The organism is Algoriphagus sanaruensis, from assembly GCF_001593605.1.
Classification (GTDB): Bacteria; Bacteroidota; Bacteroidia; order Cytophagales; family Cyclobacteriaceae; genus Algoriphagus; species Algoriphagus sanaruensis.
In genome coordinates, this window is sequence record NZ_CP012836.1 from 430,413 (window position 1) to 446,222 (window position 15,810).

Below are 15,810 nucleotides of genomic sequence, written 5' to 3' on the forward strand. Positions count from 1 at the left end.
ATTCAAAATGTGTTTTTGTCAAATTTTTAAGCCTATTCATTAAACAAAAAAGGCCTTCAGATCAAAGAATCCCCATTTTTTTATGTCTAAAAATCCATTTTTCAAAGTCAGGGTATTTATTATTGGTTAGGTATTAGTTTTTCTAGTTTTAATTACATCATGTTTGAACCAAGGTGTAGTTGGGGATTTTCAACAGAATTGGATAGATTTCAAAAATTGAAACCCAAAAAAACATGTTAGATCAGAGCGTTGAATCAGACTTTAGCGAGGTTTTCATTATTCAAAAGGAAACTTCAGTTTTCTTGAGAAAGTCCTCTCCACATGAGCGGTCGGCGAAACTTTTAAAGTTGCGGTCATGGATTAAAAAAAATCAAAAAGAAATCCAAAAAGCCTTGTGGAATGACTTTAAAAAACCTGAAGTAGAGGTTGATCTAAGTGAAATCTATCCGATTACCGCTGAAATAAACCATGCTTTAAAAAACCTGAAAGCATGGATGCGTCCAAAAAAGGTAAATACACCACTTCCCATGGCAGGGACAAGTGGTAAAATCAAATTTGAACCCAAAGGAACAAGTTTGATTCTTTCACCTTGGAATTTTCCCTTTAATTTAACTATCGGGCCATTAGTTTCTGCAATTGCTGCAGGATGCACCGCTATAATTAAGCCTTCAGAATTTGCTCCAGCTACCGCTAATATTATTAGTAAAATGATTTCGGAGCTTTTTGAACCTAGAGAAATTGCTGTCTTTTTAGGCGATGTAGATATTGCCTCTTCTTTGTTGGAGTTACCATTTGACCATATTTTCTTCACTGGTAGCCCGACTGTGGGTAAGATTGTGATGAAAGCAGCTTCCAAACACCTAAGTTCTATCACCCTTGAACTTGGAGGCAAATCTCCGGTGATAATTGACAACTCAGCAGATCTCAAAGATGCGGCAGAAAAAATCATTTGGGGAAAGTTTATGAATTGCGGACAAACCTGTATCGCACCAGACTATATTTTGGTTCCTACAGAGCTTCAGCAAGAATTTACTCAACAATGCATCAATCAGATTCAAAAGTATTATGACCCAACATTTAAAGGAATCGAAGCAAGTTCGGATTATGCGCGCATCATCAATGAAAAACACTTCAACAGGCTGATTCAACTTCTAAAAGATTCAGAAGTAAAAGGGGCCAAAATTGAATTTGGAGGAAAATTCTCCTCTGTTGATAACTACCTGGAGCCCACGTTAATTTCTAATATCAGTATGGATATGGAGATATTCCATGAAGAAATATTTGGTCCAATCCTCCCTATACTTCCTTATAAAGGATTGCATGAGGCAATTAACTTGGTGAACTCCAAACCTAAACCATTGGCTTTGTATTTCTTTGGCTCAAACAGGACGCATCAAGAGCAAGTCATTCAAGAAACGAGTTCTGGAAATGTGGTCATCAATGATTGCGTTTTACATTTCCTACATAGCGAACTTCCATTTGGAGGAGTAAACAATAGTGGGATAGGAAAGGCGCATGGCTATTCAGGATTTTTGGAGTTTAGTAATCCCAAAGGAATTCTCAAACAACGGATTGGATTTAATAATGTAACATTGCTTCGTCCTCCTTACACCCTAAAAACCAAGCAAATTATTGCCTCATTAATCAAATGGTTCTAGAAAAAAGAAACATTCCATTTTTTCAAATCGATTGAATTTTTAATTCTTCATTTTAAAGTTTAGAGTATGAAAAAATCGAAAATTACTTCATTGGCCTTTTTGGCATCCAAAATTGGAATTCTTTCAATTGTACTTTTATTGGGTTGTGTAGGTACTGAAGAACAAGTACTTAACTCAAAAAAGGAGTTAATCAATCTAAACTATGGAGATGACCCTAGGCAAGTCATGGATGTCTACCTTCCAGCTGGTCGAAGTACTGAGTCTACGCCACTCCTTATATATATACATGGTGGAGCTTGGATAGATGGAGATAAAAGTGAATTCCTTCAAGTAAAATCCTTAGCAGAAAATTCTCTCTCAAACTTTGCGTTTGTCTCGATCAATTATCGACTTTATGATTTCATTTCTGGATCAAATCAATTTCCAACTCAAGAAAATGACATCGCTTCTGCAATTAATTTCATTGAGAACAGCCTTACAGAATGGAACGTATCCAATAATCTAATTCTAAGTGGAGCGAGCGCAGGCGCACATTTAGCCTTACTTCAAGCCTACAAAGCACCTTTGAATAAATTCGAGGCAGTGATTGCCTTTTTCCCACCCACAGACTTAAATACTCTTTTTGGGTTTTCGGTTTTTACCGCGCAGGGACTTTCCGCAATTCTGGGGGGTACCCCAGACCAGAACCCCAACCTTTACATTTCTTCTAGCCCTAGTAATTTTGTCACCAGAACAAGTCCACCCACTATCCTTTTTCATGGAGAATTGGATACTGTAGTACCAATAATTCAAAGCGAGTTGCTTGCAAATCTTTTAGCGGAAAGTGAGGTGCGTCATGAATTATTTAGAGTTCCAAATCAAGGACACGGATTTAGTCCTGAGACTTATAAAATGGCATTCGAACAAATAAAAAAATTCTTAAATCAATAAAAAAACCCTGCAATAGCAGGGTCACCGATAAAGATTAGACTTTTTGAAGTCCCGTAGATTTAGCTTTTTGTTTGATTGCTTTTACTACTCTCTCGGAGGGTTGAACTTGGATCTGATCCATTTGCTCTATCGTGCTCAGCAGGGCTACATATTCTTGCATTAGTTCGTCATCGCTATGCAAGGCTTGCATCAAGAGTTCTTGTTCTACCTCCGCCATTTCCTGGTAAATATACCTTACCAGGTCATTTGGGGTAAATTGTTTTATCATAGGCTATATTTAATTGTTGCATTTTCTTTCTCAAATGAATTAATGCATAACGCATTCTCCCTAAGGCTGTATTAATACTTACTCCAGTTTTATCAGCAATTTCCTGAAAACTCATATCCATGTAATGTCTCATGATAAGGACTTCTTTTTGTGCCTCTGGTAAGTCCTCAATCATTTTTTTAACCATAGAGATAGTTTCTTCTTTTACCTTCAAATCCTCAATCGAATGATCAGCAAACTTTAAAGAATTGAAAACGTTACTCCCATCCTCTAAAATAATAGTAGGATACCTTTTTGCTTTCCGGAAATGATCAATCGCTAGATTATGAGCAATTCTCATTAACCAAGGCTGAAATTTCCCTTCTTCTTGGTATTTATCAGAGTTCAAAGTTTGAATTACCTTGACAAATACATCCTGAAGCAAGTCTTCTGCAATTTCCTGATCCTTAACTATCAGAAATATGGTAGTATAAACTTTAGTTTTATACCTGTCTACCAAAAGGTCGAAAGCAACTTCACTGCCGTTCCGATATTGTGCGATCAATTCGCTGTCCAAAGGACCTATGTACTTACTCATCTTAAGTTGGTTTAAAATCAACGTAGAAGTCTAGGCCATAGTATCTTGTTAGCGTAAAAAGAAAATAATTTTGATCAGGTGACTGAATTTTGAGAATTCTAACTAACTGCTTTTAATTAAGCTTGTCAATAGCTCATTGAAATTCAAGAGGAAATTTGGCAAATCATTCGAATAACCAAAATCCATTGGCAATAAAGATTCCAATTAAATAAAATTCCGATAAAAGTTAAAGCTTGTGAAAATTGCAGCACTAATCGGATGATCCTTTTTCTTGGCGATTCAGACAAGGGAAAATAATCGCCATTTCTTACCTTCGTGATCTGACAATATTATTAATTATGGACATTACCGGAAAAATCATCAATCAACTTCAGGAAGTGAGTGGGAACTCAAAAAGCGGAAATTCTTGGAGAAAAAAAGAATATATTCTTGAAACTACCGGACAATACCCAAAAAAGGTATGTGTAGCTGTATGGGGGGATAAAATAGACCAATTTGCCCTTCAAATAGGAGAACAAGTGACTCTTGGAATCGACGTGGAAAGTAGGGAATATAACGGTCGCTGGTATACCGAAGTCAAAGCCTACAAAGCGGATCGAAGTGGGGGCGCAGGAATGCCTCAGACTCCTGAAGTAGATACATTTTATTCCGAGAGTGAGGAAGACAAGCTTCCTTTCTAAATTTATTCACACTTTTTCCTCTGAATTTTTCGATGTGGGACGATTTTAACCAAGATCCAGATTGGGAGGATGAGAATGAATTTGATCCAAAATCCATGAGAGATCGGATTTATTCTCATCCACTAATGAAAAAAGGCCACGAGTTGGTTGCACTTACTCATGCCATTGTGGGCAGTCTGGATGAAGCCCGAAGAGAGCTTTATGGTGGGATGATGATGCAAGATGCCACACTTATCTGCTCCAAATTTGCAAATGCTGAAGGGATAAGTGACTATGTCCTGAAAATGGAAAATGCAACCATTATGAAGGTTCATGCCAGACACCTCCACTCCATGACTTACCAATTGGCCATGGAGGAAACCCACGCTGAAGAGCACCTAAATCTACTTCGAGAGTTGATCGGCGAGTTTAAGGTCCTATTTATTGAATGGGTAAAAAGCTTCGATCCAAGTGATCGATATGATGATGGATGGGGCTTATTTGTAGATTAATTTTTTGCCTTAGTCGGTTTTTCGACGTTTAAAAATTATTTATTCAGATGAATGACTTAATCTATCTCTATTTTTCATTTTTAGTTGCAGCTCTTTCTGAAAGTCAAATGAAATCCAATTTTTACAACTTAATGATTTGATCGCTGAAGCCCTTAATCTGGAAAGGATCCACTTACAAAAAATCTGAGAAATGGCTCTTTCTATTTCAAAATCGACGACGGGAAGTCCTTTTCACTTTCAATTAATGATGACTTTTCAAAAATCACTCCATAAAAAAAGCGGGGCTTACTCAGCCTCGCTTTTTTGTTGTAGTTCGATCTCTTCGCCAGATTCATCTAGAAATCTGTATTCCGTTACCGGCAGAGAAGAATCTTTGATCAACCGTATCCATTTGAAATACTTTAAAAACCATTTCACTCTTCGACTAATAATTCCCTGAGTGAAATATGCGTGCAGGTAGGGATGCAGCCCAATGTTTATTTTTTCAACATTTTGGATTCTAGCCATGTGCTCCAAGTCCTGCTCAAGTTTATCCGCGACAAGGATTGAAGCTTGAATTTTTCCAGTTCCATTGCAAGCAGGGCAAGTCTCTTTAGTCACAATATTGACCTCAGGCCTTACTCTTTGCCGGGTGATTTGCATGAGTCCAAATTTACTCAGCGGCAAAACAGTATGCTTAGACCGGTCAGACTTCATCTCCTGCTGCATCGCTTCATAAATAGCCTTTTTATTTTCGGCTTTTTTCATGTCTATGAAGTCGACCACAATGATACCCCCCATGTCTCGGAGGCGGAGTTGTCTGGCAATTTCTTTAGCAGCGACCAGATTGGTTTTTAATGCTGTTGATTCTTGGTCACTTTCTTGATTGGACTTGTTACCACTATTTACATCGATAACATGAAGAGCTTCAGTGTGCTCAATAATAACATAGCCACCTTGTGGAAGGCTAACTGTCTGTCCAAACAAGCTTTTGATTTGCTTTTCGATTCCAAAACTTTCAAATAGCTTGGCTTTACCGTTGTAAAGCTTGACAATTTTTTCTTTTTCAGGAGCTATTGACCTGATGTAGGATCGGATTTGATCGTAGGTAGACTCTTCTTCTACGGTAATTGCATCGAATGATTCATTGAGTAGGTCTCTGATTAGAGAGGAAGCCATACTCATCTCTCCTATTATTTTATCCCGGCTTTTTGCTTTCAGCAATTTCTTCATTCCCTCTTCCCAGGTAGTGAGAAGATTTCGAAGGTCTTTATCCAATTCGGTTACTGATTGACCTTCCGCCACAGTTCGGATAATGACTCCAAAATTTGCTGGCTTAATGGAATTAATTAGTCTGAGAAGCCTTTTTCGCTCGTCACTACTCCTGATTTTTTTGGAAACATTCACTGAATCAGAGAATGGTACCAATACAAGGTAGCGACCGGGTAAGGAAAGCTCGCAGGAAAGTCTAGGACCTTTGGTCGAGATAGGCTCCTTAACCACTTGTACCAAAACCTGGTTGGTTTTATTTAGTACATTGGCAATCTTACCTATTTTGTCGATTTCAGGTTCTATTTCAAATCCCTTCAAATTATGATTGCTGTAGTTATTGTTTCTCACCAGTTTGGTGAACTTCAGCAATGAGTTAATATTTGGTCCGAGGTCTTGATAGTGAAGGAATGCGTCTTTCTCATATCCTACATCAATGAACGCTGCATTGAGGCCATTGACGATTTTCCTAACCGTACCTAAATATATATCTCCGACTTTAAACTGGTTCTCCATTCCTTCGGAATGGAGCTCGACCAGTTGTTTTTCGTTTAGAAGGGCTATTCGACTTCCATTTTGAGAAGAATCGATTAACAATTCTGTACTCAAATTCTCGTCTTATAAGATGTAAATGAACGTTGTTCTTACTAAAAACGGGAAAAGAAGAAGTGATTACTTCTTCTTATGTCTGTTTTTTCTTAGTCTCTTTTTACGCTTGTGCGTAGCGATCTTATGTCTTTTTCTTTTTTTACCGCAAGGCATAGTCTTTTGAATTTAAAGTGTTAAAGATGATTTATAATTTCTCGAGATAAGTACGAATACTTTCCAAAATCATAGGATCTTGAGTCATACTCCGAACCAACTCAAATTGAGCTTTTGCTTTGTTTTTTTCTTTCGATTCAAAATAGCTCACTCCCAAATAAAACTGTCCTTGTAAGTTTTCTGGATGGTACTTTACCAATTCCTCAAACCTTTCGGAGGCTCTGTCATATTGGCCAGATTGAAGAGACAATACTCCCATGTTAAATAATCCATCTTCATTTGTTGGATCTTGATCCAATACTTCCCTAAGCATGGTAATCCCTTGCATTGGATTCGAAGAGGATACATAAGTCATGGCAATTTTAGTCTTTAAATCCAACCGAGAAGCATCACCTTCCAGGATTTTACCCAAATACTCTCGGGTTTTATTTGCCAAGTCTTCTACTTTTTCTTTGTCAAGAGCAAATGTATACGCTTCATAATACGCATTTCCAGTTTGCTCAATGAGCGATAAATCTGTGGGATTGATCAATAATGCCTCTTTTAAATAGAAAGCAGCGCTGTCAAATATTCCTTCTGATTTATAAATTTCAGAGAGCTCCTTTGCAAAACCTGTCTTTTCAGCGTCTGTAGAATTCTGGTCTGAAAGTTTTGCTTTTAGCTGCTCTGCAATTGATTTTTGATCGGAGGACAACTCGTTCTTATGAAGCATCGATGCATCAGCATTTGCATCTTCTGACTGAGTATCCTCAATTGCAGCGTTTTGAGGGTCATTGTCAACCACCACTTTTGGTAGTGCATAGAGACCAACTATTGCTGCGAGGCCCAAGCCAATAAGAACGAGTTGTGAACCTTTCATGTCAACGTCAACTCAGAATTAGTCCTGAGGAGCCAATTGTTTGATTTTTTTACTATTCTTAATTTTCTCAATGAACACTTTGGACGGCTTGAATGCAGGAATGTAATGCTCATCGATTACAATCGCGGTGTTCTTTGAAATGTTACGGGCAATTTTCTTTGCTCGCTTCTTATTGATGAAGCTACCAAAACCTCTCACGTAGATATTTTCTCCCTCAGCCATGGAGTCTTTTACTACCTTGAAGAATGCCTCGATGGCTTGTGTCACATCATCCTTTTGGATTCCGGTTTTGTCGGAAATCTTGGTGATTACTTCTGCTTTTGTCACAGTGATTTTAATTTAGAATTATGAAATAAGCTTAACAACCTATTAACCAAGTGTTTTTGGGACTGCAAATGTACGAGAACCAATGCAATTAAAAAACAAATTGAAAAAAATTACCTTGGTTTGTAACTGGAAATAATCAACCTAATGAGTCAAAAACTATCTGAAAATCAAGCATTTTCCAATCAAATTATTTCTTGGTATAGACAGAATCCTAGAGATCTTCCTTGGAGAAATACCCATGATCCTTACAAAATTTGGCTTTCGGAAATTATCCTTCAACAAACACGCGTAGCTCAAGGCATGCCCTATTATTATGCCTTTTCTGAAAATTATCCTTCGGTCCAAGACCTTGCAGAGGCTCCTGAATCTGAGGTCCTGAGACTCTGGCAAGGGCTGGGCTATTACAGCAGAGCAAGAAATCTCCACTTCTGTGCAAAATACATCTGGTTTGAACTTAAGGGGAAATTTCCATCAACCTACGATGAACTAATCAAATTAAAGGGAGTCGGTAGTTATACCGCGGCAGCAATTTCAAGCTTTGCTTTTGGGGAGGTAAGAGCCGTGGTAGACGGGAATGTCTTTCGTGTTCTTGCTCGTTATTTTGGAATTTCTACTGATATCGCAAGCGGTAAGGGCAAAACCGAATTTGAGGCATTAGCAAACCAGCTTATTTCTAGAGATAATCCCGGAGAATATAACCAAGCGATTATGGACTTTGGCTCCAGAATGTGCGTTCCCAAAAATCCTGATTGTCCAAATTGTCCTTTGAAAAGCTCCTGCTTCGCCTTTTCTAAAAATATGATCTCCGATCTTCCAGTTAAGATTAATAAGACAAAAATTAAAGATCGAGCCTTGAATTACCTTATAATAAGGTGTGGAAATAGGTGGGTTTGGAAACAGCGGTCATCAGGAGATATTTGGACAGGCCTTTTTGATTTTCCTGAAATTGATCACAATCCATTCTCTTCCCAACATCCCGCTCAGCAATATCCCAAAAACTATAAGCACATCTTATCTCACCAGAAATTAACTGCCACTTTTTCGGAAGTAGAAATTCCTGAACAAGAAGCTCAAAAACTGGAAGAATGGTGCGAAACCCAAGGTTATTCCTTGGTTGAAGAAAATCATATTGAGTATTTGGCAAAACCTAAATTGATCGTAAATTTTTTGACCGATCAGGGGTTTTGAGTAATTTCATTTCTTCTAACTTTTATAATATAAATTCAAATTATGGCAGGTGTTAATAAAGTAATCCTTCTGGGCAATTTGGGAGCTGATCCAGAAGTAAAATATCTTGAAGGCGATAATGTGGTTGCAAACCTCAGACTGGCCACGACTGAATCCTATAAAGACAGAAATGGAAACCGAGTAGATCAAACCGAATGGCATGATCTTGAACTTTGGGGGCCACAAGCGAAAATTGCTGAACAATACCTTAAAAAAGGTTCGCAGATCTATGTCGAAGGAAAAATCAAATCAGATACCTGGCAGGATGATCAAGGTCAAAATAGAAAGAGGACCAAAATCCGAGTAATAAGTTTTACAATGCTTGGCGGTAAAAGTGAAATGGGATCAAATCCCCAAGAAAATGCAGGGATGAGTCAGCCCTCCACCAATTATAAAGCAGCAGCGTCGCCAGCTCCTTCTACCTCGGGACCTGACATTCAAATGGATGACTCAGATGATGATTTGCCATTTTGATAAGTCCAAAAATCCTCTGAACATCTTTTCAGGGGATTTTTAGCTAATTTTGTTAAAAGTAAGTTGATACCCATGGACGACCCCTACCCGAGTTACCTTCTACTCGCTCAAATTACAGAGCCAACCTTCGCTTATTTTTTTGTCAATGGCCTTGTTTTGGCTTTGTTGCTGATTGCTTCGGCGTTAGCCTCGGGATCAGAGGTAGCATTTTTTTCCCTATCCAATGAAGAAATTTCTTCCATTCAAGAAGATAATCCCAAAATCGGAAACTTAATTTCCGAACTTCTTTCTGCGCCAAAACGCCTCCTAAGCACCATTTTGATTATGAATAATCTCATCAATATTGGGATTGTTACTCTAACCACTTTTGTTACTTGGTCCATTTTTGGTACAGATACCACAGGAATTGTTATCATCCTTATCCAGACGGTTGGGATTACCTTTGCCATCGTTTTTTTCGGTGAAATAGTACCTAAAGTGTATGCAAATCAAGCCAAAGTATCATTTGCCATGACCATGGCTCCTATCGTGGGCTTTTTTTCAGTCATCCTAAAACCCTTTTCACTAATCCTAATGTCGTTTGGGACATTTATCGAAAGGAGAATTCAATCAAAAGGAATCAGCTTATCAGTAGATGAATTAAATCAAGCACTCGAATTGACCACAGAAGATACCCCTGATGAAGAAAGAGAGATTCTCAAGGGGATCGTAAACTTTGGCACCCTGACCGTTCGCCAGGTTATGAAAAGTAGACTTGATATAACTGCAATAGATGCTGAAATTGACTTTCATGAGTTAATGGATAAAATCAATAAAAGTGGATATTCCAGAATACCGGTTTATGAAGAGACCATCGATAACATTCTAGGGATTTTATATATCAAGGATTTACTTCCTCACATTGACCAAGACGAAAGTTTTGACTGGAAAAAACTCATTCGAAAAAGCTTCTTTGTACCCGAGAACAAAAAAGTGGATACCCTGCTTAAAGATTTCCAGCGAATGAGAGTTCATATGGCTATTGTAGTAGATGAATATGGAGGAACTTCAGGCCTAGTGACTCTTGAGGACCTAATCGAAGAGATTATAGGCGAGATCAATGATGAATTTGACGACACGGACAACTTCTTTTTTCAAGAAATCGACCAAGATACGTTTGTGTTTGAAGGCAAAGTTTCCCTAAATGACTTCTGTAAAAAATTGGAATTAGACCCACAGGTTTTTGAGGAGGTAAAAGGAGAAAGTGAATCTTTGGGGGGCCTTCTTCTAGAGCTAAATTCCAAATTCCCTAAAAACGGAACTAAAATTATTTTTGAAAATTTTGAGTTCACCGTCCTCGCTGTAGACGCTCGTAAAATCAAAAAGATCAAAGTTCACATCAAATCCATTGAAAAAGATGGTCTAAGCTCTTTTACAGACTAAGTAAATTTTATATTATTTCTTATATTTTATATTTTTCAAAATATTATTTTGAAAATAAAGAAATTTCATTTTTACAAAATCATTAACTCCATTTTTACTCAAATAAAAAAATGTTATTTTTTTGAAAAAATCTTAAAAAAACCAGAAATCTAAATTTTGGACAGAAAAAACCTCCAATGAGCTAATTTTGTGAGCTGATATTTGATTTTTGATCAATATTTCTTGAAATAAGGTAAAATATTTAAGCAAATTTTCAATTATATTTTTTTTAAGATTGATCTATTTTTTCAACAATACGACATAAAAACCGCCAGTTCATTGCGTTAATTTTAAAGAAAGAAAATTTTTCTGTAATTTTTGGAAATTTTCAACCTATTAAATCGAAAAATAGAATGCAACAGGGTTTATATCGATCGGAGTTTGAGCATGACTCCTGCGGTATAGGTGCGGTCGTGGATTTGAGCAATACACCCACTCATGAAACGATTAGCGATGCCTTATACATGCTTAGCAACATGGAGCACCGAGGGGGCAGAGGTTCAGATCCAAAAACCGGAGACGGGGCTGGGGTACTGATTCAGGTTCCGCACCAGTTTCTAAAAGATGTCACCGCTAGAACAGAAATAACACTTCCCGAAGCCGGCTATTATGGGGTAGGGATGACCTTCTTTCCAAAAAACAAGCAGTTATACGCAAGGTCTAAAGAAATGCTCAACGAACTCATCGACGAGTTGGGCTTTCAATTGATCGGATACCGTGAGGTTCCTGTGGATGTAACTGTTCCAGGCTCAGGAGCCTTGGAGGTAATGCCAATTATTGAGCAGCTTTTCGTTTCTCATAAGGAAAACCTAACAGGAATCGACCTAGAACGAAAATTGTATGTGCTTAGAAACTACGCAACAAAAAAGATTAACTCTGAAGTAGCCGGGGTAAACCACTCCTTTTATTTTGCAAGTTTAAGCTCACTTACACTTATATATAAAGGACAGCTCCGTACAGATCAGGTTTTAGCTTTTTATAAGGACTTGCAAAATCCGAGAATTGAATCTGCCTTTGCGATCGTCCATTCTCGATTTTCAACCAATACCTTCCCTAACTGGAGATTAGCTCAGCCATTCCGGTTCCTTTCTCACAATGGGGAAATCAATACCATCAGAGGTAACCTCAACAAGATGAAATCCAAAGAGGCCCTGATGAAATCAAAGTTTTTCACAGACGAAGAGCTTTCTAAACTTCTACCTATCACCAATAAGCTAAATTCCGATTCGGCTAATTTGGATGCAATGGTGGAGCTACTGACCTTAAGTGGCAGATCACTTCCACATGCGATGATGATGCTCGTTCCCGAGGCTTGGCAAGATAACCAAGTAATGGATCGGGAAAGAAAGGCCTTCTATAAGTTCCATGCGTCTCTTGTTGAGCCTTGGGATGGCCCTGCTGCATTGCTATTTACTGATGGAAAATCAGTAGGAGCTACGCTTGACCGAAATGGTCTTCGCCCTTTGAGATATTTCATCACTCGAGACAATCGATTAATTCTCTCTTCTGAGGCTGGTGCATTACCAATCCGGGAAGCTACAATTACCGAAAAAGGAAGAATTAGCCCTGGAAGAATGCTTTGGGCAGATCTCGAAAAGGGAAGAGTAGTATTCGATGAAGAAGTAAAAGGGGAAATCTGCAATAGACAACCTTATGAAAAGTGGGTTAACGAGCAAAGAACCAAACTTCGCTTTGTGCCAGATCCTGAGGAGCTCTCTCATCCTTACACGACTTCTGAGATTAAGAAAAGCCAAACAGTTTTTGGATATACTTCTGAGGAGTTGAAAGTGATCCTTGCCCCTATGGGCGAGTCAGGATATGAAGCGGTGGGTTCCATGGGAGCCGATACGCCATTGGCTGTACTTTCTAAACAAAGCCAGCATATCTCCAATTACTTCAAGCAACTATTTGCTCAAGTAAGTAATCCTCCAATTGATCCTATCCGGGAGCGATTGGTGATGTCACTATTCACTCGAATTGGAGAAGGACATAATATCTTAGAGGAAAGCCCTCAACATACCAAACAAATCCACATTTCTCAGCCAGTTCTTTTGAATGAGGATTTGGAAAAAATCACCCGAATGGAGCATTTGGGCTATAGATCAAAAAGACTGTACGCTCATTTTGTGGCTGACAACCAACCTGGAAGACTTCTTGAGGCCTTGGACAAACTTTGTCAAGAAGCTGAAGACGCCATTCTTCAGGAAGGAAAAAATGTATTGATTATTTCTGATCGAAACAGTAATTCTTCTTCAGCACCAATTCCGTCGCTAATTGCCATTGGTGCGGTACACCAGCATTTGGTTAAAAAGAAAATACGAACTAGAGCGGGATTAGTACTAGAATCTGCTGATATCCGCGAAGTTCATCATTTTGCGACTGCTATTGGTTATGGAGTTTCTGCTATAAACCCATACCTAGCTCTGGAATCCTTGTTGGAAATGTTTGAAAAGGGTCTTTTACCTAAAGTGAAAGATCAAAAAACACTTTTCTCCAACTACCAAGATGCTATTGGCAAAGGGCTTCTCAAGGTCCTTTCCAAAATGGGAATTTCAACCTTACAATCGTATCAAGGCGCCCAGATTTTCGAAGCAATTGGCTTAGGACCTGAAGTCGTTGACCGATGCTTTAAAGGCACCATTTCCAGAATTAGTGGAGTTTCTTTTGATGAATTGGCTAAGGAGGTGCTCAGCAGACACCATGCAGCTTACGACACCTCCTCTTCAATTTTGGAAACAGGTGGCGTATATCAATGGAAACGAAGAGGGGAAAAACACATGTTTAACCCGGAAACGATCCATCTTCTGCAAAAGTCAACCCGTCTCGGCGATTATGAGCTTTACAAAAAGTTTGCTTCCAAAATCAATGAGCAAACTAAAGATGCATTGACTTTACGTGGCCTTTTTGAATTCAAAAAGCGAATCAGTGTCCCAATTGATGAAGTTGAGCCAGCAGAAAACATCTTAAAAAGATTTTCTACAGGAGCAATGTCATTTGGTTCCATCTCCCATGAAGCCCATACAACTTTGGCGATAGCCATGAACCGTATAGGTGCAAAAAGTAATTCAGGAGAAGGAGGAGAAGACGAAATTCGATTTGAAAGAAAGGCAAATGGTGATTGGGAGCGGTCTGCTATTAAGCAAGTAGCTTCTGGACGATTCGGTGTCACTTCACATTACCTTGCCAATGCAGACGAACTGCAAATCAAAATGGCCCAAGGTGCAAAACCAGGTGAAGGAGGGCAATTGCCAGGGCATAAAGTCGATGAATGGATTGGACGGGTAAGACACTCTACCCCAGGGGTAGGTCTAATCTCCCCGCCTCCACACCATGATATTTATTCTATCGAGGATCTGGCTCAATTGATTTTCGATCTTAAAAATGCCAATAGAAAAGCTAGAATCAACGTAAAGTTGGTTTCTCAAGCCGGAGTTGGAACAGTAGCAGCCGGTGTTGCGAAAGCAATGGCGGATGTAATTCTGATCTCTGGGGCAGACGGAGGAACAGGAGCCTCCCCACTAAGTTCGATCAGACATGCAGGGCTTCCTTGGGAGCTTGGACTTTCAGAAGCCCATCAAACGCTTGTAAAAAATAATCTTCGCAGCCGAGTAGTTCTTCAAACTGACGGGCAGCTTCGTACTGGTAGAGATTTAGCAATCGCTACCCTGCTAGGGGCAGAAGAATGGGGCATTGCTACCGGAGCGTTAGTTGTGGAAGGGTGTATCATGATGAGAAAGTGTCACCTTAACACTTGCCCTGTGGGAATCGCTACTCAAGATCCAGACCTAAGAAAACTATTCACGGGAGATCCAGAACATGTCGTTAACTATTTCAAGTTCTTGGTACAAGATCTTCGAGAAATCATGGCTTCCCTTGGATTTAGATCTATAGATGAAATGGTAGGACAGAGCCATGTCCTTCAATCAACCGGACATTTGAATCACTGGAAGTGGGATAAAATTGATCTTTCTCCAATTTTCCACAAAGTGGAAGTACCTGATCATGTGGGAATCCATAAGCAAATAGATCAAGAATTTGAGCTTGAGCATGTATTAGACCGCCAGCTCATCAAGGCTGCAACTCCAGCTCTTGAACAAGCCATTCAGGTGGAAGGAATCTTCCCGATCAAGAATATCGATCGATCTGTAGGAGCTATGCTTTCCAACGAAATCTCCAAAATCTATGGAGGAGTAGGTCTTCCAGAAGATACCGTACATTTCAAATTCACAGGTTCAGCAGGACAAACTTTTGGAGGATTCTTAGCCAAAGGGGTGAATTTCGAACTTGAAGGAGAAGCAAATGACTACTTTGGAAAAGGACTTTCCGGAGGTAAGCTGATCATTTATCCTAGCCGAAATGCCAGGTTTGTTCCTGAAGAAAATATCATCATCGGCAACGTGGCATTTTATGGTGCCACATCTGGCGAGGCCTATATCAATGGTAAAGGTGGCGAAAGATTCTGTGTTAGAAACTCAGGTGTAAAAACGGTTATCGAAGGAATTGGCGATCACGGATGTGAATACATGACTGGAGGATTAGTGATTAATCTTGGTGAAATCGGACGAAATTTCGCAGCAGGAATGAGTGGTGGAATCGCCTACATTCTTAAAGATTACATCACAGAAATCAATACAGAGATGGTTGACCTTGATCTTCTCCAAGAAGAAGATTATCAAACCATCAAATCCTACCTCAAGCGACATGTCAAGCTCACAAACAGTGGACTTGGCCAGCGGTTCTTGGATGAATGGGAAAAATCCAAGGAACTATTCATCAAAGTAATTCCAAGAGATTACAAAGCTGTATTGGAAAAAAGAGCAAAAGATCAAGCTAAAACACTGGTGTAAG

Annotated in this window: 13 protein-coding genes; 8 read left to right on the forward strand and 5 right to left on the reverse strand. The window is 39.0% G+C overall.

The window, feature by feature from the left end; genetic code table 11:
• Positions 1-233: 233 nt before the first annotated feature.
• Together AO498_RS01880 and AO498_RS01885 are read left to right on the forward strand one after the other, a co-directional pair.
• On the forward strand, positions 234-1,658 hold the full coding sequence (locus AO498_RS01880; RefSeq protein ID WP_067542977.1) for an aldehyde dehydrogenase family protein: 1,425 nt from the start codon (positions 234-236) through the stop codon (positions 1,656-1,658).
• 66 nt (positions 1,659-1,724) lie between these two features.
• Complete coding sequence (locus AO498_RS01885; protein ID WP_067542980.1) at positions 1,725-2,588, forward strand: alpha/beta hydrolase; 864 nt, start codon at positions 1,725-1,727, stop codon at positions 2,586-2,588.
• 34 nt (positions 2,589-2,622) lie between these two features.
• On the opposite strand, the gene AO498_RS01890 is transcribed toward AO498_RS01885, so the two are convergent.
• Both AO498_RS01890 and AO498_RS01895 read right to left on the reverse strand, forming a co-directional pair.
• Entirely contained in the window at positions 2,623-2,856 is a 234-nt protein-coding gene (locus AO498_RS01890; RefSeq protein WP_067542983.1) for a hypothetical protein, read from the reverse strand.
• On the reverse strand, positions 2,831-3,433 hold the full coding sequence (locus tag AO498_RS01895; protein WP_067542987.1) for an RNA polymerase sigma factor: 603 nt from the start codon (positions 3,431-3,433) through the stop codon (positions 2,831-2,833). The genes AO498_RS01890 and AO498_RS01895 overlap by 26 nt, the downstream gene beginning before the upstream one ends.
• A gap of 338 nt (positions 3,434-3,771) precedes the next feature.
• Between AO498_RS01895 and AO498_RS01900 the strand changes: the two genes are divergently transcribed.
• Together AO498_RS01900 and AO498_RS01905 are read left to right on the forward strand one after the other, a co-directional pair.
• A complete protein-coding gene (locus tag AO498_RS01900) occupies positions 3,772-4,113 on the forward strand; it encodes a DUF3127 domain-containing protein (protein WP_067542989.1) in 342 nt (113 codons plus the stop codon).
• A gap of 32 nt (positions 4,114-4,145) precedes the next feature.
• Positions 4,146-4,604: a hypothetical protein gene (locus tag AO498_RS01905; protein WP_067542992.1), complete on the forward strand. Its 459-nt coding sequence runs from the start codon at positions 4,146-4,148 to the stop codon at positions 4,602-4,604.
• A gap of 285 nt (positions 4,605-4,889) precedes the next feature.
• On the opposite strand, the gene AO498_RS01910 is transcribed toward AO498_RS01905, so the two are convergent.
• The 3 genes from AO498_RS01910 to AO498_RS01920 form a co-directional block, all read right to left on the reverse strand.
• Positions 4,890-6,461, reverse strand: a complete 1,572-nt coding sequence (locus tag AO498_RS01910) for an Rne/Rng family ribonuclease (RefSeq protein WP_067542995.1) — start codon at positions 6,459-6,461, stop codon at positions 4,890-4,892.
• 184 nt (positions 6,462-6,645) lie between these two features.
• Positions 6,646-7,473 carry a tetratricopeptide repeat protein gene (locus AO498_RS01915; protein ID WP_067543004.1) on the reverse strand — a complete coding sequence of 276 codons (828 nt, stop codon included), beginning with the start codon at positions 7,471-7,473 and terminating at the stop codon, positions 6,646-6,648.
• 18 nt (positions 7,474-7,491) lie between these two features.
• Positions 7,492-7,800, reverse strand: a complete 309-nt coding sequence (locus AO498_RS01920; protein ID WP_067543007.1) for an HU family DNA-binding protein — start codon at positions 7,798-7,800, stop codon at positions 7,492-7,494.
• A 144-nt stretch (positions 7,801-7,944) separates the two neighbouring features.
• Between AO498_RS01920 and mutY the strand changes: the two genes are divergently transcribed.
• The 4 genes from mutY to gltB all read left to right on the forward strand — a co-directional run bounded on the left by mutY (position 7,945) and on the right by gltB (position 15,809).
• A complete protein-coding gene (mutY, locus tag AO498_RS01925; protein WP_067543010.1) occupies positions 7,945-8,988 on the forward strand; it encodes an A/G-specific adenine glycosylase in 1,044 nt (347 codons plus the stop codon).
• A gap of 42 nt (positions 8,989-9,030) precedes the next feature.
• Positions 9,031-9,501 (forward strand): single-stranded DNA-binding protein, encoded by a 471-nt coding sequence (locus AO498_RS01930; RefSeq protein WP_067543013.1) that lies wholly within the window; start codon positions 9,031-9,033, stop codon positions 9,499-9,501.
• A 72-nt stretch (positions 9,502-9,573) separates the two neighbouring features.
• Complete coding sequence (gene gldE, locus AO498_RS01935; RefSeq protein ID WP_067543016.1) at positions 9,574-10,923, forward strand: gliding motility-associated protein GldE; 1,350 nt, start codon at positions 9,574-9,576, stop codon at positions 10,921-10,923.
• Positions 10,924-11,315: 392 nt separating this feature from the next.
• Positions 11,316-15,809, forward strand: coding sequence for a glutamate synthase large subunit (gene gltB / locus AO498_RS01940; protein ID WP_067543019.1), 4,494 nt, complete (start codon positions 11,316-11,318; stop codon positions 15,807-15,809).
• Position 15,810: the final 1 nt, after the last annotated feature.